This is a genomic window from Kitasatospora phosalacinea (assembly GCF_030268885.1).
GTDB classification, from domain to species: Bacteria; Actinomycetota; Actinomycetes; order Streptomycetales; family Streptomycetaceae; genus Kitasatospora; species Kitasatospora phosalacinea_C.
Genome location: NZ_BSSA01000019.1, coordinates 123,801 through 141,669 on the forward strand (window position 1 = coordinate 123,801; position 17,869 = coordinate 141,669).

General features: G+C 75.6%; 15 protein-coding genes. 5 read left to right on the forward strand and 10 right to left on the reverse strand.

All coding sequences use genetic code 11. From position 1 onward, the window contains the following. Positions 1-84: 84 nt before the first annotated feature. Together QSK52_RS25170 and QSK52_RS25175 are read right to left on the reverse strand one after the other, a co-directional pair. A complete protein-coding gene (locus tag QSK52_RS25170) occupies positions 85-1,017 on the reverse strand; it encodes a phosphorothioated DNA-binding restriction endonuclease (protein ID WP_285738420.1) in 933 nt (310 codons plus the stop codon). Positions 1,018-1,130: 113 nt separating this feature from the next. Then, on the reverse strand, positions 1,131-2,324 hold the full coding sequence (locus tag QSK52_RS25175) for a PP2C family protein-serine/threonine phosphatase (protein ID WP_285738421.1): 1,194 nt from the start codon (positions 2,322-2,324) through the stop codon (positions 1,131-1,133). 84 nt (positions 2,325-2,408) lie between these two features. Here QSK52_RS25175 and QSK52_RS25180 point away from each other — a divergent pair, with 84 nt between their 5' ends. The 5 genes from QSK52_RS25180 (at position 2,409) to QSK52_RS25200 (ending at position 6,440) form a co-directional block, all read left to right on the forward strand. Continuing rightward, positions 2,409-2,900: a MarR family transcriptional regulator gene (locus QSK52_RS25180; RefSeq protein WP_285738422.1), complete on the forward strand. Its 492-nt coding sequence runs from the start codon at positions 2,409-2,411 to the stop codon at positions 2,898-2,900. A 158-nt stretch (positions 2,901-3,058) separates the two neighbouring features. After that, positions 3,059-3,454, forward strand: coding sequence for an STAS domain-containing protein (locus QSK52_RS25185; RefSeq protein ID WP_285738423.1), 396 nt, complete (start codon positions 3,059-3,061; stop codon positions 3,452-3,454). Between the two features lie 251 nt (positions 3,455-3,705). Next, on the forward strand, positions 3,706-4,488 hold the full coding sequence (locus tag QSK52_RS25190) for a DUF1963 domain-containing protein (RefSeq protein ID WP_285738424.1): 783 nt from the start codon (positions 3,706-3,708) through the stop codon (positions 4,486-4,488). A gap of 167 nt (positions 4,489-4,655) precedes the next feature. Then, the gene (locus QSK52_RS25195; RefSeq protein ID WP_285738425.1) at positions 4,656-5,768 is read left to right on the forward strand and encodes a hypothetical protein; all 1,113 of its coding nucleotides are present in this window, start codon (positions 4,656-4,658) and stop codon (positions 5,766-5,768) included. Positions 5,769-5,930: 162 nt separating this feature from the next. Then, positions 5,931-6,440, forward strand: a complete 510-nt coding sequence (locus QSK52_RS25200; protein WP_285738426.1) for a hypothetical protein — start codon at positions 5,931-5,933, stop codon at positions 6,438-6,440. A gap of 99 nt (positions 6,441-6,539) precedes the next feature. On the opposite strand, the gene QSK52_RS25205 is transcribed toward QSK52_RS25200, so the two are convergent. The 8 genes from QSK52_RS25205 to QSK52_RS25240 form a co-directional block, all read right to left on the reverse strand. After that, the gene (locus QSK52_RS25205) at positions 6,540-7,280 is read right to left on the reverse strand and encodes a hypothetical protein (protein WP_285738427.1); all 741 of its coding nucleotides are present in this window, start codon (positions 7,278-7,280) and stop codon (positions 6,540-6,542) included. Positions 7,281-7,452: 172 nt separating this feature from the next. Continuing rightward, positions 7,453-10,680: a SpaA isopeptide-forming pilin-related protein gene (locus QSK52_RS25210; RefSeq protein WP_285738428.1), complete on the reverse strand. Its 3,228-nt coding sequence runs from the start codon at positions 10,678-10,680 to the stop codon at positions 7,453-7,455. Between the two features lie 257 nt (positions 10,681-10,937). Next, the gene (locus QSK52_RS25215; RefSeq protein WP_435053354.1) at positions 10,938-11,861 is read right to left on the reverse strand and encodes a glutaminase; all 924 of its coding nucleotides are present in this window, start codon (positions 11,859-11,861) and stop codon (positions 10,938-10,940) included. A gap of 113 nt (positions 11,862-11,974) precedes the next feature. Next, entirely contained in the window at positions 11,975-13,534 is a 1,560-nt protein-coding gene (locus QSK52_RS25220; RefSeq protein ID WP_285738430.1) for a PP2C family protein-serine/threonine phosphatase, read from the reverse strand. Positions 13,535-13,792: 258 nt separating this feature from the next. Beyond that, the gene (locus QSK52_RS25225; RefSeq protein ID WP_285738431.1) at positions 13,793-14,014 is read right to left on the reverse strand and encodes a hypothetical protein; all 222 of its coding nucleotides are present in this window, start codon (positions 14,012-14,014) and stop codon (positions 13,793-13,795) included. Then, on the reverse strand, positions 14,011-15,168 hold the full coding sequence (locus QSK52_RS25230) for an FUSC family protein (RefSeq protein ID WP_285738432.1): 1,158 nt from the start codon (positions 15,166-15,168) through the stop codon (positions 14,011-14,013). Before QSK52_RS25230 ends, QSK52_RS25225 begins: the two co-directional genes overlap by 4 nt. A gap of 110 nt (positions 15,169-15,278) precedes the next feature. Further along, complete coding sequence (gene mscL / locus QSK52_RS25235) at positions 15,279-15,698, reverse strand: large conductance mechanosensitive channel protein MscL (RefSeq protein WP_285738433.1); 420 nt, start codon at positions 15,696-15,698, stop codon at positions 15,279-15,281. Between the two features lie 182 nt (positions 15,699-15,880). Then, positions 15,881-17,848: a DUF5107 domain-containing protein gene (locus tag QSK52_RS25240; protein WP_285738434.1), complete on the reverse strand. Its 1,968-nt coding sequence runs from the start codon at positions 17,846-17,848 to the stop codon at positions 15,881-15,883. Positions 17,849-17,869 lie beyond the last annotated feature (21 nt).

A 17,869-nucleotide genomic window follows, 5' to 3' on the forward strand; every position in this document is an offset into this window, starting at 1 on the left:
CGGTCAGCAGGGTGAACCCCGTGGTCGCGCCGCGTTCCGGGTCACGTCAGGCAGTCCGGATACGTTTCCGATACGCGGCCGCGGTCAGCCGACGGGCAGCGGGGGTGCGGACGGCCGGGGCTCGCCGTGGAAGACCTGGGCGGTGTGCCACGCGCGGTGCCGGTCCGCGATCGGCGGGGTGCCCGGCTGCGGGCCGAGGACGGGGCGTCCGCTCAGGGCGAGCACCTGCCGGCGGCTGGCCTCGCTGCGGCCGACGAAGCGCCGGGAGACCAGGACCCGGTGCCCCTCCCCCAGGCCGAGGACGCCCTTGTCGAAGAGCTTGTGGTGCAGGGAGCACAGGCACAGGCCGTTGTCGACCTCGTCCGGCCCGTCGTAGGACCACCACCGCACGTGGGCCGCCTCCAGGCCGACCGCGCTCGCGCCCAGCATCCCGTCGTAGCCGCAGAACGCGCACCGGAACTCGTAGGCGGTCAGGACGAGTTCGCGCATCCGCCGGTCCCGTTGCCGCCGCGCCGCCCGCTCCCGCCCACCCGGGGCACCGCCCGTCACGCCCTCGGTGTCGGCCAGATCGAGGTCGAGCCCGACCGCCTCGCACAGCTCGGTGTGCAGCGACGGCGGGAAGTGGAAGTCCAGCAGCACCCGCGCCAACCGGCCCAGCAGCGCCGGGTCCCTGCGCAGCGCCGCCCGCAGCTCCGGCGCCAGCCGCCCTGTCGCCCCGCTGGAGCGCAGCACCCCCACTCCGCTGCCCGGGCTCCCCGGCCCCCGGTCGGTGCTGACCTCCCAGACCCCGTCGCTGACCAGGTGGTGGAAGGGGTACGCGGGGGTGGTCGGGTGGGACGGGCCGTACTCCTCCAGCAGCCGCTTCAACTCCCCCTCGACCGCGCTGTAGCGCAGGTCGCCGTCGGCGTCGCGCTGGTAGCTGCCCAGCGCGTACAGCAGCAGCAGCGGCTTGTGCGGCGCCCGGACGCCGCTGCTCGTCCACCGTCTCAGCTTCGCCACCCGCTCCAGCCAGTCCATGGCGCCCCAGCCTAGGCCGGGCCCCGGCCGCCTGAGGCCCCGGACGCCTGAGGCCCCGGCCCCGCGGCCCCCGGCCCCGCGGCCCCCGGCCCTGCGGCCGCCGGTTCAGGGCCTCAGGCGGGCGGGGCGTCGGCCGGGGCGGGGTGCCGGCCGTTCCAGTCGAGGCAGACGACGAGGGCGTCGTCCCGGGCGTCGTCGCCGCGGTGGGCGGCGAGGGAGGTCAGGATCGCCCGGGGCACCTCGGCCGCCGGCAGCAGCCGGGTCTCCTGGATGGCCCGGGGCAGCCCGGCCGCACCGTACTCCTCGCCGGACGCCGAGGCGGCGGCGTGCACGCCGTCGCTGACGAAGACCAGCCGGTCGCCGCGCTCCACCCGGGCCCGCTGCGCCCGGTACGGGGTGCCGTCGGCCAGGCCGAGCGGCAGTTGCGCCTCGAAGGGGACGTGCCGGACGGCGCCGTCCCGCAGCCGGAGCAGTCGCGGGGAGCCCGCGTCGACGATCTCGACCAGGCCGGTGTCCAGGTGGAACTCCAGCAGCAGCACGGAGACGTACGCCTCGCCCCCGTACTGCCCGTACACGGCCTGGTCGGCCAGCGCGGCCTGGTCGGCGATGTCGACGCCGGCCCGGCGGGCGTTGCGCAGCGCGTTGACGGCGAGGTTGGTGAGCAGCGAGGCGTCGATGCCCTCCCCCATGCCGTTGGTGATGGTCAGGGTGAGCCGGTCCTCGGTGGCGGACCAGTCGAAGTTGTCGCCGCGGATGGCGTAGGCGGGTTCCAACTGGGCGCCGATGGCGTACTCCTCCCGGGCGCAGGCCCGGGCGGGCAGCAGCTGCCACTGCATCTCGGCGGCCAGGGTGAGGCGGTTCTTGCGGCGGGCCTGGAGGTAGAGGTCGGTGTCCCGCTCGGCCACCACGAGGTGGTGGCCGAGCACCTCGGCGATCTCGCGGAGCTCCTCCTGCCGCTGCGGCGTGAGGCGGACGCCGTCCAGGCCGAGGCTCAGCACCCCGAGGCGGTCGCCGCGCACGGTCACCGGCAGGTGCAGCACCGCCGGTCTGCCGTCCGGCCCGGTCTCGGTGAAGGGCTGCTGGGAGCCGAAGGCCCGTCCGGGGGCGCTGGCGTGCACCGGGACCGGCCGGGTGGTGTGCGGCAGGTCGGTGACCCGTTGGAGGACGGTCAGGCTGTAGTCGGCGAGCTGCAGTTCGACCCATGGCGCGCCGTACAGCCGGACGAGGTTCTCCCGCACCGTGTCCAGCAGTGCGTACGGGGCGGCGGTGCGCAGGGCGCGCTCCACCGCGGACAGGTTCTCCGTCACCCGGGTGCTCCTTCTCCTCTGCGGCGTCGGCCGATCGTGCCGACGGGTTGTGGTGGGCCGGGAGGGTGGTGTCAGGATGGACCCATGGTCCTCGTCCCCCCGCTCCCGAACCGCGCCGACGGCGCGGCGACCGTGTCGTCGGTGGTGGAACTGCTGGAGGTGCTCTGGGGCGGCGGGCGCGAGCTGGAGGCCAGGCCCGTGTCGGTGTCCCAGCTGCGCGTCCTCTACGTGCTGGCGGAGAGCGACGGCATCAACCTCCGCACGCTCAGCGAGCTCCTGGATTCGCGCCCCTCGTCGGTCAGCCGGCTGTGCGACCGCCTGGAGGCGGCCGGGCTGGTGCAGCGCGCGGCCAGCACGACCAGTCGGCGCGAGCTGGAGCTCCACCTGACGCCGACCGGGCTGGCCTTCCTGGCCGACCTGCGCACCGCCCGGGAGCAGGCGCTCGCGGCGGTGCTCGACGGGATGTCCCCGGCCGAGCGCGGTGCACTGATGGCGGGGCTGCACGCCTTCCGGGCCAGCGCGGCCCGCCGCGCCGCGGGGAGCGCCGAGGCGGTACCGGCCCCGCTGACGGCCTGAGGTGCCGGGTTCCGCCGCACCGCTTCCGGGGGGCGACCCGAAAATCGTTGCCGGACATGGAATGTTGTCGAAGGACAAATGTTGCCTCTAGGGTGGAGGGACCGCAACTCGCGGTCCCGGGCAGTGCTCCGCGCACCGCCCGGTGAAGGGAGGCCTGCATGGCCGAACAACCGGCACCACCGACGCAGCTGACCGCAGCGGTCAGCGTCCACGCGACCGTCGCTCACCTGCGCCTGTCCGGCGAACTCGACCTGGACACCGTCCCCGAGGTCGAAGCCGCCGTCCGCACGGCCCTCCTGGGCCACCCCCGCATCATGATCGTCGAGGCTTCCGCCCTGTCCTTCTGCGACTGCGCCGGACTCGGCGCCCTGCTGCGCGCCCGTCGGCGGATCACCGACGACGGCGGCACCTTCCACCTGGAGAACCCCTCCCCGCGGCTCCTCCGCCTGGCGGCCCTCACCGGCACCGCCACCGCCCTGGGCCTGGTGGTGCCGGTCTCCCGCCCCCGGCCGGAACCACAGGTCGACCCGGCCGCGATCAGCGCGGGGCACTGAGCCCCCGCCGCCCGGCCGCACCGGCCGGGGCGGCGCCACCGCGTCCGGCCCCATCGACCCGCTCCTCTCCTCCGCTCCGACGTCCGGCGTCCGCCTACCCCGTCCGCGCCACGGCAGACCTCGACCCGGCCTCCTCCGCCGAGGCTCGGCCGCCGCCCTCGCCCGTCCAAGATCGCCGGTGCCAAGTCGACGCGCCCGCAAGCACGTTGACCCCCACCGGGGCTCGCCCGCAGGCCCGCTAGGATGATCCGATGGCCGACGCGCACACGAACAGGACCGACCGCTTCCGGGCCGAGGCGGCCTCCCAGGGCCTGCCGCCGGAGGAGGTGGAGGAGTGGATCCGGGCCCTCCGCCCGGCGGTGTATCTGGCGGAGGGCGGTGACGGCCCCCTCGTGGCCCGGATCGGCGGCGACCCCCGGCTGCCGGAGGGCGTGCCGAGGCCGTCCGAGCCCTTCGTCGCCGCCGTCGACCTCGCGGCCCTGCCGCCCGGCGCGACCGGCCTCCCGCTGCCCGCCGACGGCCACCTGCTCCTCTTCTCCGGCACCGAGGTGCGCGGCCCCGGACGGCAGGAGCCCGACGCGGTGCTGTACGTCCCCGCCGGGACCCCGACCCTCCCGAGCCCCTCCGGGGACGGTGCGCGCGAACCGTACCTGCCGCGCGAACTGCGGACCGTCTGGCACCAGCCGAGCGCACCGATGCCGGAGAGCTTCGCCCTCGACCGCTGGGGGGACTTCCCGGAGGACGAGCAGTCCGAACTCGCCGAGGAGCTCGACGACGCCTGGACGCGGACCGGCGGCGGCCACCGCCCGCCCTGGACCCTCCAGCTCGGCGGCCGTCCGGTCTCGCCGCAGAACGACCCCGTCCACGACGCCCGCACCCCCGGGGACACCGACGACTGGGTCCTCCTGGCCACCTGGAGGTGCGGCGACGACGTCACGGAACTGGACTCCGGCGTGGCCCACTGGGTGATCCGCCACCGGGACGCGGCAGCCGGACGCTTCGACCGGGTCCACCGCTACGTCGAGATGGCCTGACCCCTGACCGCGAAGGCGGGGAGGACCGGCCCCCGCCTCACGCACCGGGACGACCGGGACGACCGGGACGACCGGGACGGAACGGTCACCGCGGCCGGGCGTCACCGGGCCGTGGCATCATCCCGAGTCGACCCACCCGTGTCCTGCGGCCGCCCCAAGGAGCCCACGTGCAGCCCGTCTTCGTCGACTTCTCCACCGCCGTCCCCCGGACGGGCAACGCCGTGGTCACCGCCGAGCGGGCCGGCTTCGCACGCGACCACCTCGCGCTCGACGCCGGGGCCGCGGTCACCATCGAGTTCCACGTCCCGCCGGAGGGCGTGACGGACGAGCTCACGGTGAAGATCCGCGCCCTCGTCTCCAAGCTGGGACCCCGGCCCGGCTTCGCACCGCTCGACGTCGCCGTCAACTCCGAGACGGTCGTCGGCGACCACCGCATACCCGGCGGCGGCGACCTGCCGCAGGAGTTCGTCCTCGCCGTCCCCGCCGAGCTGCTCCTCCCGGGCGCGACCAACCGCCTGACGCTCCGCAGCTCCGCCGACGCACGCTCGCACCTGTGGCTGTACCGGGTGCTGGCCGAGCCCGTCTGGGACCGCGACCAGGCCGAACGCGCCTGGCTCGCCGACTCCGTGAGCCGCTCGCTGCTGACCTACCGCACGGAGCGCCGGGCCCCGGGCGCGCAGGCGTGGGAGCCAGCCGCCCCCTGGCGGCTGCACCTCGACTCCGGCGAGGGCGCGATGCCGGCCCGACTCGACTGGCGGGTGCGCTCCGGCGCGGAGGCGTCCGTCGAGTTCGCGCTGGAGCTGACCACCTTCTACGGCCACGCCCGGAACGCCGACGGCCACTGGTGCGAACTGCGCGGCACCCTGAGCGACCGTCAGGCGTTCCCCGGGGACTCCGACCCGGTCGCCACCCGCACCTTCTCCACCCAGGCCGGCTGGGGCGGCCGCTGGCACCCGGGCGGCCCGCTCACGATCCACCTCGCCGTGGGCGAGGACACCCCCTTCGACCGGATCGCCTGGACCGACCAGCGCGCCTGCTCGGCCTCCATCGGGCTGACGGAGGACGGCAGTTCCTTCCTCGGCTGGTCCCAGCGCGTCAACGAGGGGCCGGTCGGCTACCGGGGCGAGGCCACCGGGAACGAGGCCGAGGACCGGCAGCCCCCCACCGACCGGCCGGAACCGGGCCCCCTCTCCCCCGAACTGGACCAGCTCGGCCAGGCCCTCACCAACCTGGCCGACGCCGCGGCGAAGTCACTCGGCTCGTTCCTCCGCAAGCTCTGACCTCCCCCGGCCCCGCGCACCGGCGGGGCAACCGTGTTCGGCGAGGGGGCCGAGGAGGGGCCGAGGGGCCCGCGCTTCGGCACCCGCGCACGGGGCAGGTGACGCCCCGGACGATCGACTTGCGGCGGCCGGTACGGTGTGGCCTCGACCAGAGGAGGACGATTGTCCGGACGTCTCGCCGCGGCCCTCGCCGCGGCAGCCTTCGCCGTCACCGGCTGCACCACCGCCACCGAGCCGCAGGCCGACGGGCCCCCTTCCGCCCCTGCCCCCGCCTCCCCTTCCGCCCTCGCCCCCGCTTCCGTCTCCGGCGCCCCCGGGCCCGCGTGCAGCGCCGCGCCGAGCCCCACCGAGAGCTACGAGGGCAACTGGAAGGGGCCGCTCCCGGAGGAGGTCCGCTGCCTGCCGCACATCGCCGAGGGCTCCCTCTCCTTCATGGCCGACGGCCCGACCCCCGACGGTTGGAAGGCCCTCGACGTCCGCGTCACCCCCGACACCGATCCGGAACAGGCCAGGGCGCTGTGCCACCGCATCACCGAACTCGGATGGGGCACCGGCGGTTCGCACGGCGTCACCCTGCTCGCGGTCAGCGGAGCGGGCCACTTCACGTCGACGCCGGACCTGCCCGTCTGCTTCGACGGGGACCGCTCCACCCTCCCGCCAGCCGCACCGTGACGGTGGCGGCCACGCGCACCGGCCGCCCGCGCCGGACGTCCCCGTCGGCGCCGTCGGCCCCCGTCGGTGCCGGGGCCGACGGGGCCGACGGGGCCGGGGTCAGCGGTCCCAGGGGGTGCTGGGGACCGGGTCGGCGCTCCCGCCGGGGAAGTCGACCGTCACCGGCTCCGGGATCCCCGCTTCCCGCACGGTGACCCGGCGCAGTCGGCCGTCGCCGTCGATCCAGTAGGTGAGCGGCGAGGGCCCGTCGTCGGCGGCCGATCGCGGGCGCGGTCCGGAGAAGACGTCGTACTCGTGCCCGTCGATCCGCTCGCTGCGCAGCCACTGCGGGCCCTGTTCGGCGAGGAGCTGGGCGTTGTCGGGGCGGTCCCGCCCCAACTGGAGGGCCAGTTGCAGCGCGCTGTCGAGCGGGGCGCCGGTGTAGGCGCGCGGGGACCAGGAGCCGGGCGGCATCGAGGCGGCGGCGCGCAGCGGGTCCTGCGGCTGCCCGGGGGCCACCCCCAGTCCCGCGTGGTCCCAGGCCAGCAGGCCCGTTCCGCTCCCGGCCCGGTAACCGCCCACGGCGTGGCGCGCCCGGTAGTCCACCACCCCGTCGACGGTGAGCGTCCGCCCCGCCTCGGGGACCTCGATCCTGACCCGCAGCGGACCGGCCTGGTACGTCGTGAAGCGGGCCAGCGACATCCGGGCCGCCTCCTCGACGGTGACCGGCCGCGGCCCCGGCGCGGGCGCGGGTACGGGCAGCGCCCACGCCGCGACCCCGGCCAGCAGCGCGGTCACGGCGATGCCCAGGGCCGACCACCGCACCCGTCCGCGCCTGCCCGCGTCGGCCACGTCGACCACGTCCCCACCTCTCACGGTTCGGTTTCCGCCATCATGACGCGCCCGGGAGCACCGACCGGGTGCTGCCCCCGGGCGCGGTGGGCGGCACCACCCGGTCGGACGCGGAGCGGGCCGGGCCCGGCAGCCGTACGAGGCTGTCGGACCCGGCCAGCTCCGGCGCCCGGCCGCTCGGTCAGCGGCTCCGGCGCCGGTGGCGCAGCGCCAGCAGGAACACGCCGCCGCAGACGGCGGCCGCGCTCGCGGCGAGGCCGGCCGTCACCGGCAACCCGATTCCCGTGTGCGGGAGTTCGGAGGCCCGCTGGTTCAGCCGGACGACCTCCAGCGGCCTGTCGTGGTGGGCCGCGGTGAGCGCGTGGGGACCGCTGACCGGGTCCGCGGGCAGCACGTAGCCGCCGGGGGCCGCGGTCTCCTCGAGGTAGTAGGAGCCCGGCGGGAGCCCCTCGTAGGCGCAGCGTCCCTGCGCGTCGGTGGTGCAGGGGCCGCCGACCGCGGTGTCCGGGGCGGCTCCGCCGGTCTGCAGCCCGTCGGTGCCGTTGCTCTCCCGCCACAGCCGGAACACCGCGCCCGTGAGGGCGGTGCCGTCGTCCTGGCTCCTCTTGAGCAGCAGGAGCCGGGCGGTCTCCGGTGCGTCGGTGACGGTGACCGAGACGCCCTCGGTCCGGTTGTCGGGGCCGAGTTCGAGCGGTCCGAAGACGGCCGGGTCCGGCAGCAGGTAGCCGTCGGGCGCCGCGGTCTCCTGCCAGTAGTACCTGCCCAGCGGCACGGTCTCCTCGCAGCGGCCCGACTCCGGGGTGGTGCAGGGGCCGCCGACCGCGGTGTCCGGGGCGGCTCCGCCGGTCTGCAGTCCGTCGGTGCCGTTGCTCTCCCGCCACAGCTGGAACACCGCGCCCGCCAGCGGCTTGCCGCCGGGGTCCTGCTTGACCACCCCCACCGAGCCGGTCGCCACCTCGTCGACCGCGACGGTGCTGACGCCCGCGGCGGAGTTGCCGGCGGTCAGGAGCAGCGGTCCGAAGACGGCCGGGTCCGGCAGCAGGTAGCCGTCGGGCGCCGCGGTCTCCTGCCAGTAGTAGGTCCCCTCCGGGACGGTCGCCGTGCACGCGCCGTCCGCTCCGGTGGTGCAGGGGCCGCCGACCGCGGTGTCCGGGGCGGCTCCGCCGGTCTGCAGCCCGTCGGTGCCGTTGCTCTCCCGCCACAGCCGGAACACCGCGCCCGCCAGCGGCTTGCCGCCGGGGTCCTGCTTGACCACGCCCACCTTCCCCTCCTCGGGCCGGCGGTAGCCGAAGTCGTAGGTGTGGTTGTCCTGGCCGGGGCCGCCGGTGGTGACGGCGGTCTCGGGGTACCTGCCTCCGGGCGGGACGGTGCCGTCGCTGTCGACGAAGTCGTTGTCGCCGGCGTCGTTCCTGGTGACCACCCACTGGAACAGCGGGCCGCCGGACGCGTAGTCCGCCGGCTCGTCGATCCTGACCGTGTACGCGGTGCGGGGCTTCAGCCCGCCGGTGACGTCGGAGTCGTCGAAGTAGTACTCGCCGCGCGCGGTGGTCCTCGTCGTCCCGACGACCGTGCCGGACCTGTCGTAGAGGTGGACGGTCGCGCCGACGACGGGCGGCTCGCCGGGGTCCTGGACGCCGTCCTTGTCGAGGTCGTACCAGACCCGGTTGCCGATCTGCAGCGGCGCCTGGTCGCACAGCACCTCCAGGTCGGCCATCGAGCCGCCCTTGCCGAAGGTGCCCGTCAGCTGGTTGCCGAGCCCGCTCTCGCGGGTGCCGTCGCGGTTGGTCCAGGCCGTGCCGCCGTTGAAGAGGGCCTCCACGGGGTCGATCGCGGAGCTGGCGATCGAGGTCTCCACCTTGGACAGGGCGACGCCCGCGAACAGGGCGTTGGTGTGGAACTCGGTGCGGTGCTGGTCGTAGAACCCGTCACCGCGCGCACCGGTGTTGCCGCAGCCGCCGTTCTCGAACATCACGAACCTGCCGTCCGCCCCCGGGCACGCCTTGGTCAGGGCGCCGCCGGAGGCCGGGGAGGCCAGCAGGTCGCTGCCGGCCGCGTACGTCTGGTTCAGTCCGATCTGGTCGGTGTACCGGTCGCGGAAGCCCAGGATCAGCGTGCCGTCGGTGTCCACCACGATGTCCGCCAGCGCGGGCTCCGGATTGGCGATGTTGCCCGGCCCGCACGACGCGACGTCGTCCTGCGAGGTGGGGAGGGTGTCCTGCCACGGGTACCAGCCCGCTCCCGGGCAGACGGAGTCGCGGTTGGACCTCGTCCGGGGGTAGTCCAGTCGCTGGTCCAGGACCACCGGCCCGAAGGCGCCCGCGGCCGGGTCGAAGGTCCGCACGACGGCGCGCAGGTCCGACCTCTTCTGCGTCGACTCCCCCGAGCAGACGCCGCCCACGTAGACGACCCCGTCCTGGACGCCCAGGCCGTAGGGCCGCCAGTCCCCGGCCGCCGGGCAGGGGGTGTCGGGGCCGGGGACGGCGTAGCTCGCCTTCGGTGCGGACGCGGTCCGGCCCGTCGCGTCGTACCGGTACAGCTTCCGGTCGTGCAGGTTGACCACGTACAGGTCGGCGCCGTCCTCCGACACCTCCACGTCGCCCAGTGACTCCTTGCCGACGGCGGGGGCGAAGCCCAGGTCCATGTCCGTGGCGAAGTCGTGGGCCGTGGTCCCGGCGTCGGGGACCACGGTGAACAGCGACGTCGCACCGGTCGCCCGGTCGGTCAGGTAGACGGCGCCCGCCCCGGACGGGCCGTACCCGGAGGCGCGGTGCGCGTGGGCCCCGCTGAAGATCCACTGCTTCTGCTTGCTGTACCCGATGCCGTACAGGGCGCCCGTCTGCGCCTTGGTCGCGAGGTTGGTCACCCGGCTGTCGACGCCGCGCGCGTCGTACGGGAGCGTCACCAGCGTCCGCCCGGCGTCCCCCTCGGCGGGGGCCACGTCGCCGCGCACGCACGCGGTGACCAGCGGGGCGTTCTTCTGGCAGAAGTCACCGGGGTTCCAGAACGCCGTCGTGTACGAGACGTCCCTGCCGTTCGAGAGGTCGACGAACTCCTCCGTGCTGCTGAGGCGGTCCGGCGTGCCGCCGAAGGTGTCGCGGGCCGCGAAGGCCGGGAAGAGGACGCCCGGCCTGGGGTTCACCACCTGGACCCGGTACTTCCCGCCCGCCAGGGCAGTGTCCGCGGGCCGCAGGGTGACCGTGCCGTCCGCCGCGGTCGTGCCCGAGACCGTCGTCCCGGCGTCGTCGGTCAGCTCGACCGTGACGCCGCTCATGCCCGGTTCGAGCGCGGAGCCGTCCCAACTGCCGTTCGCGTTGACCTCGCGCACGACCCGGACGGTGACCGAGCCGTCGCCCGCAGCGGCCCGGGCGGTCGGCGTCAGTGCCGCGAGGCCCCCGGAGGCCGTCAGCACGAGTGCACCGGCCGCAGCGAGGGCCCGGCGACGGGCAGGGTGCGGGCCGCGCAGCCCGCCGTGCGGGGTGGCGAGTCGCCGTAGCCCCTGAAACACCGCTCTCACATCGCTCCATTCGGGTCGGCGACCATCAGATGGACGATGTATTACGCCAACTTCCTCCCGATACGGGCGGCTGACGGCCGGTCAGGACCTGCGCGGCCGTCCTGATTCATCCGCTCGGCGCACCGCGCCCGACCCCCGTCCGGCCCGGTGGGTCAGAACACCGACAGCCCGGTGAGCGTGGTGAAGAGGTCCAGCGCCGCCACTCCGGCGACCGAGTTGCCCCGTTCGTCCAGGCCGGGACTCCACACGCACAGGGCGCACCGGCCGGGCACGACGGCGATGATGCCGCCGCCCACCCCGCTCTTGCCGGGCAGGCCCACCCGGTAGGCGAAGTCGCCGGCGGCGTCGTAGGTGCCGCAGGTCAGCATGACGGCGTTGACCTGCTTGGCCTGGCTGCGGGTCAGCAGCCGGGTGCCGTCGGCGCGCACGCCGTGCCGGGCCAGGAGGGTGGCCGCCAGCGCGAGGTCGGCGCAGGAGGCGGTGACCGAGCACTGGCGGAAGTACTGGTCGAGCAGGAGCGGGACGGGGTTGTCGATGTTGCCGTAGGAGGCCATGAAGTGGCCGAGGGCGGCGTTCCGGTCGCCGTGCGCGGCCTCCGAGGCGGCGACCGCCGGGTCGAAGTCGAGCTCCGGGTTCCCGCTCTCGGTGCGCAGCAGCCGCAGCAGCTCGCCCGCGGCGTCACCGGTGCGGGTGTGGAGGCGGTCGGTGACGACCAGGGCGCCGGCGTTGATGAACGGGTTGCGCGGGATGCCGTTCTCGTACTCCAGCTGCGTCAGGGAGTTGAACGGGTTGCCGGAGGGTTCGCGGCCCACGTGCTCCCACAGCTCGTCGCCCTCGTGGGCCAGGTCCAGGGCCAGGGTGAAGACCTTGGTGATGGACTGCGCGGAGAACGGTTCGCGCCACTCGCCCACCCCGTGGACGGTGCCGTCCAGCTCGGCGACGGCCATGCCGAAGGCGCGCGGGTCGCGGGCGGCGAGCGCCGGGATGTAGTCGGCGGACCGTCCCCGGCCGGGCGTCCGGGCGATCTCCCCGGCAATGTGTTCCAGAACCTGCTGGTAGTCCGTCGTCGGTGTCACGACACCCATTGTGCTCACCCCGACCACCGGCGCCCCGACCACCGGCACCCTCACCACCGAGGACACCTGGCGCCGACCGCCGGAACGGGACGGACCGCGAGGGCCCGGCCCCGTCAGCGGCTGACGTGCAGGACGCAGATGTCGTCGCGGCGGGCCCGCGGGGTGAGCATGGCACGGACGACGTCGTCCAGGAAGCGGGGGCCGTCGGCGTGCGCCCGGGCGGCGTCGGCCAGCCGGGCCAGGCCCGCGTCGATCGACTCGCCGGGCTGCTCGACCAGGCCGTCCGTGTAGAACAGCAGGTGGTCGCCCGGCAGCAGGTCGACGGTGGCCGCCCCGTAGTGGGGCGTGGCGCTCGCACCGAGCAGGATGCCCTGCGGGGAGGGCAGGAAGCGGGCCCGGCCGTCGCGCACCAGCAGGGGCGGCGGGTGGCCGGCCCGCACCCAGGTGAGGCGGGAGGCGGCGGGCTCGTAGACCGCCATGACCATGGTGGCGGTGTCGCCGTCGCGCTCCGGGGTGTGCAGCAGGAGGGTGTTCAGGTTGGTCAGGACGGCGGGCAGCGGGGTGCCGGTGATGGCCATGCCCTTCGCGGTGAAGCGCAGCAGGGCCATGGTGGCGACCGCGTCCAGGCCGTGCCCGGCGACGTCGCCGACGACCAGCAGGAGCCTGCCGTCGGGCAGTTCGATGGCGCTGTACCAGTCGCCGCCCAGACCGAGCCCCTCCTGCAACGGCCGGTAGACGACGTCGACGGTGAGCCCGGACAGCTCCAGGTTCCGCTGGGGCGGCGGGAGCAGGGTCTCCTGGAGGCGGGCGGCGAGGGAGCGCTCGGCGGCCAACTGGCCCTGCTGGGCGAGCGCCGTCTCCTGCTGCTCCAGCAGTCGCCGCTCGGCGGCCTTGGCGGCGGTGAGGTCCTGGAAGAAGCCGTGCACCCGCACCGGCCGGCCCTCGACGTCCGTCTCGGTCTCGGCCACCACCCGTACGTGCCGCACCTGGCGGCCCGGCAGCCGCAGGCGGAAGGCCCGGTCCATCGGCTCGCCGCGCTCCAGCAGGCCCCGGACCGCCGTCTCCACCGCCGGACGGTCCTCGCCCTCGGCGTGCGCGGACAGCTCCTCCAGCGTCATCGGGCCCAGCGACCGGTCCCGCTCGAAGATCGCGTACACCTCGTCGGACCAGACGATCTCCCCGCGGACCAGGTCGCGGTCCACCCAGCCCATCCGCCCCAGGCTCTGCATCAGCGCCAGGCGCCGCTGCTCGCGCTCGCCGGAGTCCAGCCGCTCCCAGGAGACCACCAGCCCGCCCCCGCAGCGCGCCGCGCGCACCCGGTAGCGGGAGCGGTGCGGGATCCCGGCGGCACTCTCCCGGTACTCCAGTTCGCCCTCGTGGACGGCCCCGGTCTCCAGCGCCGCCAGGTAGCCGCGCCACAACTCGGTGTCCTCGACGCCCGGGTACGTGGCCCGCACGCTCCGGCCCGGCAACTCCGCGGCACCGCGCCCGCCGATGTCGACCGCCCCGGGCGAGACCGCCGCCACCCGCAGGTCCGCGACCTCCCCGTGCGGCCCGTGCTCCGGCAGGAGGAAGACCACCGACCCCGGCAGGACGGCCAGCATCTCCCGGACCTCCGCCGTGGCCGGCCCGGCGCCTGCCGCCGTCGCATCCGATTCCGCGTGGCCCGTCATGCGACGAGCATGTCACGCCCCGCCCGCGCTCCTCCCCAGGGGGGCTGCGGCGAGCAGGGCGGTACTGGGCGAGGCCCGGCGGAGAGGATCGTTCATCGCGCCCCGGCGGACGACGCACCGGTTCCACAGCCGCCCGGGCCACCTGGCCGGTCGCCGGAGGACGGTCACCACAGAAGGAGGTGGGCCGGGCAACCGGGCACCACGGTGCCGGCCCTCGGCGCACGGCCTCGCTCCAAGCCAGTTATTAATATATGACTTTCATAGGGTAGGCACGGGAGAGCGGATCTCCGGCCCGGTCCCGACCGCCGGGGTGAGGCGGCTGCCGTCGGTGGCGGTGTCGAGGTCCATGGCGTCGCTCTCGTGGCGGCCGACGACCTGCAGGGCCTGCGCCTCGTCGTACGGGACCGGTTCCACCGTCTTCTCCACGACTTCGCCGTCGTCGCCGCGGTGGTGGACCGCGGCGAACGTGCGGACCGTCACCGCGGTCCCGGGCCGGGCGACCCCTGGCCCGGGGCCGCGGCCGCGCTCTCCCCGGGCGGGGCGGCGCGTCGGAGCGGCCGGGGGTGCAGGGCGGACGGGTGGGGGCCGTGGCGGGGGTCGAGCTCGTGGAGGATCTGCCGGGTCTCGTCCATGATCGAGCCGTGCAGGGACCAGACGGCCGGACCGTGGTCGGTGCGGCAGAGCGTCTCGGCGGCCGCGGCGTGGTGGTCGCGGCCGCGTTCCAGAACGGCCGTCAGGTCGTCGGTGTGCCCGGGCTCGCGGACGTGGTCGCGCTGGATGCGGGCGAGGACGTCGAGCGCGTCGCCGACCGCCTCCAGGACGTCGGCGAGGGGCCGCAGCCGTTCGCGCGCGTCGGCCTCGTGCGGGAACTGGCGCTCGCCGCGGGCCAGGTCGTCGAGGCCGCGGAGCACCGAACCCAGCTGGTCGCAGACGTGGCCGAGGCAGGTCAGCCCTTCGTCCAGCGGCCCGAGGGCGACCGCCGGGTCGGTCCGCTGCCGCAGCCGCCGGGGGTTGAGGCGGATGCCCTCCTCGGCTTGGGCGGCCGTCTCCCGGGCCCGGTCGAGTTCGCGGGCGGCCGCCTCCACCCGGCGCAGCCAGCCGTCGGAGGTCCCCTCGTCCCAGCCCTCGCGCAGTCCGCGGGCGGTGTCGTGCGCGAGGTCGGCGAGGCGGTGGGCGACCCGCGCGGCCCGGTGCGCGGCGTGGCCCACGTAGGTGGGGGGCGCGGCGACCAGGTTGACCAGGACGCCGGAGGCGACGCCGATCAGGGTGTCCCCGACCCGGACGGGGGCGTACGGGGCGCCGGTGCTGAGCACGAGCAGGACGGTGACCGGCACCTCGGTGGCCTGCTCGCCCAGGCGCAGCACCTTCCCCAGGCCGAGGCAGACGCCGACGGCGAGGCCGATGCTGGCGAAGTTCGCCCCGGCCAGGCGCAGCAGGCCGAGGGCGGCCAGTGCTCCGAGCATGACGCCGCCGATCTGCCGCAGGCCCTGCGCCAGCGTCCGCAGCACGGTGAGCTGGACGGTCAGCAGGGCCGCCAAGGGCGCGAGGACGGGCTGCTCGTCCTCCCCCAGCAGCAGGACCGCGGCCTCCCAGGCCAGCGCGCAGGCCACCGCCACCCGGGCGGTCTGCGCCACCGGCTCGCGGTGCGACCGGACCGTGCGCACGGGGTGGCGCAGGGCCCGGCCGACGGCCCGCCACCCGGCGGCCGTCCTGCGGCACCACGACGCCACCGGGCCCGGGGCGGTCACGGCAGGTCGGGCACCGGGGCGAGTTCGGCGGTGCAGAAGGCGCACCGGGTCGCCCGGGCCGGGATCGCGGACAGGCACTCGGGGCAGTCCCGCTTGGGCGCCTGGACGTCCTGGTGCGGGGCGAAGCGCTCGTGCAGCTTGTTGAACGGCAGCACGACCAGGAAGTAGAGCACCAGCGCGGTGAGCAGCAGGGTGATCGCGGCGTCGATGAAGCCGCCGTACGGGAACTCCACGTGGTGGATGGTGACGGTCCGTCGGCTGAAGTCGCCCACCGCTCCGGTGGCGAGGCCGACCAGCGGGGTGAGGAAGGCGCGGACCAGGGCGGTGACGACGCCCGAGAACGCCGCTCCGATCACCACGCCCACCGCCAGGTCGACGACGTTGCCCCGCAGGACGAAGCCACGGAAACCCTTCACTGACGCTCATCCTTCCCGTTCGTCCGTGCCCGCGAGGGCCTTGTCGGGGCGTCACCGCGGGGCGGCCCGCGGGCGGTCCGCGTCCGGTGCGCCCCGCGGCCTTCTGCCCGGTGCGCACGTCCCCATGCGACCGGGGCCGCCGCGGCCCGGCGGCGGTCCCGCCCGGGGCGACGGTCCGTGCTTCAGCCGGCGTCCTCCGCGGTGAGCATCCGGAAGTCGTACGCGCGGGGCAGCGGGAGGCCGGGGTCGGCTCCGCCCGTCGCCCGCCGGTGCGCGAACCAGAGGTCGTGCAGGGAGCTCTCGCCCTCGCGCACGTCGGCCAGTTCGATGCCCTCGCGCAGGAGCCGGCCGCAGCGCTCCGGGTCGCCGGAGTCGAGGGCGGCGCGGGCCTCGGCCCAGCGGACCCTGCCGAGGGCCCGGTCGGCCGCGGGGAGGGCGGTGAGCAGCGCCAGGGCTTCGGCCGCCTCTCCGGTCCGGATCAGCAGGCCGGCGCTCTCCAGGACCAGCGGCACCAGGCCGGGTGCCAGCCGGAGCGCCTCGCGGTAGGCCCCGGCGGCCTCGGTGAGGTCGCCGGTGCGGGCGGCGAGGGCGGCGAGGTTGCGCCAGGCCCAGGCGGTGGGCCGGGCCTCGATCGAGCGCCGCCAGTTCTCGCGGGCGCCGTCGAGGTCGCCGGCGTGGGTGCGCAGCACCCCGAGGTGCAGCAGGGCGAGCCAGCCGGTGTCGGCGCGGAGCGGCTCCTCCCAGACGGGGTCGACCTGGTAGGAGACGGGTGCCTGCCGGGGGTCGGCCGCGGTGATGCGCCCGCGGTCGAGGAGTTCCAGCCAGGGGGCCTGCTCGGGGCCGAGGGTGCTGTCGGGGAAGGGCGCGCCGGGTGCGGGCAGGGGGCTCCGGCCGGCCCGGGCCCGGCGGCGCTCCTCCAGGGCTCCCCAGCCGGACCCCGCCTGCAGCGGTTCGTCCGGGCGGCGGTCCACCCAGTGCGCGGCGGCTTCCAGCTCCGCGTCGAGGACGTGCTGCGGGACGAGCCGGTCCAGCCCGTCGCGGGCCGCCTCCCGGGCGGCGGTCCAGTCGTCGCCGTGGACGGCGGCGGGGTCGGCCTCCAGCAGGCCGTACGCCTCGATCCAGGACCAGCGGGCGCCGGCGGGCATCGGCAGGTGTTCGAGCTGGGTGCGGGCGAGGCCGGCCTGGATCTCCAGGTAGCCGCCGCCCGGTCCGGACAGCCACTCCTGCCAGTGCCGACCGCCTTCGCCCTGGCCCCAGAGGAAGAGTTTGCGGCCGCGCAGCCGCTCGGTGGAGGTCTGCACCAGGCCGCGGCCGCTCCCGTCCAGGGCGGTGACCCAGCCCCGCCGGCCGGTGGGGACGTCGAAGAAGTAGTCGGCGGCGTCCCGGGAGAGGGTGGTGCGGCTGAGGTCGGTGCCGTCCGGGGCGGGCAGCGCGACGCGGCGGATCCGGCGGTCGTAGGAGAACTGCCAGGCGGCGTCGGCGGGGGCCAGCACGCGGACGTCCGGTGCCTCCGGGACGGCGATGTTCGACCACCAGTACATGGGCACCGCGGTGTCGCGGGGGTTGGTGATCCGGACGTGGACCAGCAGGACCCGGGAGTCGTCGGGGAGGTAGGCGTCGATCTGGAAGACGACGCCGCGGATCCGCTCGTACTCCCACATCCGCAGGACCGGGGTGCCGTCCGGGCGGGTGAGGCGGGCGGCGTGCAGGGGTTCGCAGGTGGTGGGGGCGTGGCCGATGGTGCCGATGTTCCACTCGACGCCGCCGGCCAGCCAGGCACCGCGCAGGGCGAGGTTGGCGGGCTGGAACACCGGGTTGCGGAAGAGGAGTTCGCGTCCGGTGGGCCGGTGGACCAGGGACCAGAGCCGGCCGCCCGCGCCGAGCAGGAAGGTGGCCCGCAGGGTGTCGTTCTCCAGCACCGCGACGGGGTGCTCGGCGGGTGAGCGGTCGCGGGTGTAGCCGTCCTGGACGAGGTAGGGCATGACGGAGGGCACCCGGCCGTAGCCGATGTTGTGGCGCATCTCCTCGTCCGCCTCGCCCGCGTCCTCGACCTGGTGCAGGTCGGCGCCGGTGAACAGCGGGGGGAGGGGGTTGACGGGGCCGACCGGTGCGGTCGGCAGCGTCAGGGTGGTCAGCCGCAGCTCACTCATCTGTCGTTCTGCCTCTTCGGG

Coding starts and splice junctions, on each gene's coding strand:
- QSK52_RS25170 (WP_285738420.1), bottom strand. CDS start 1,017: ATGGACTGGCTGGAGCGGGTGGCGAAGCTGAGACGGTGGACGAGCAGC.
- QSK52_RS25180 (WP_285738422.1), top strand. CDS start 2,409: ATGGTCCTCGTCCCCCCGCTCCCGAACCGCGCCGACGGCGCGGCGACC.
- QSK52_RS25185 (WP_285738423.1), top strand. CDS start 3,059: ATGGCCGAACAACCGGCACCACCGACGCAGCTGACCGCAGCGGTCAGC.
- QSK52_RS25190 (WP_285738424.1), top strand. CDS start 3,706: ATGGCCGACGCGCACACGAACAGGACCGACCGCTTCCGGGCCGAGGCG.
- QSK52_RS25220 (WP_285738430.1), bottom strand. CDS start 13,534: ATGACGGGCCACGCGGAATCGGATGCGACGGCGGCAGGCGCCGGGCCG.
- QSK52_RS25240 (WP_285738434.1), bottom strand. CDS start 17,848: ATGAGTGAGCTGCGGCTGACCACCCTGACGCTGCCGACCGCACCGGTC.